The sequence below is a fragment of the Citrobacter sp. Cf136 genome (assembly GCF_030333815.1).
Taxonomy (GTDB): domain Bacteria; phylum Pseudomonadota; class Gammaproteobacteria; order Enterobacterales; family Enterobacteriaceae; genus Citrobacter; species Citrobacter freundii.
Map to the genome: position 1 here is coordinate 1 of NZ_JAOWFE010000024.1, position 265 is coordinate 265.

The following is a 265-nucleotide window of genomic DNA, read 5'->3' on the forward strand; positions in this document are numbered from 1 at the left end:
GCTTGTAGCTCAGGTGGTTAGAGCGCACCCCTGATAAGGGTGAGGTCGGTGGTTCAAGTCCACTCAGGCCTACCAAATTCTTTCTGATACCGCGTTGTGAAACGACTCGCATACTTCAGTATGCTTCGCCGTTCTACGCCTTGTCTCAGCAGGAATTAAGGTGAATGAGATAACTACGATGGGGCTATAGCTCAGCTGGGAGAGCGCCTGCCTTGCACGCAGGAGGTCTGCGGTTCGATCCCGCATAGCTCCACCATCTTTACTG

Annotated in this window: 1 tRNA gene; it reads left to right on the forward strand. The window is 53.2% G+C overall.

Annotated elements, in window-relative coordinates:
* Positions 1-180 precede the first annotated feature (180 nt).
* A tRNA-Ala gene (locus tag OGV98_RS00555) sits at positions 181-256 on the forward strand.
* Positions 257-265 lie beyond the last annotated feature (9 nt).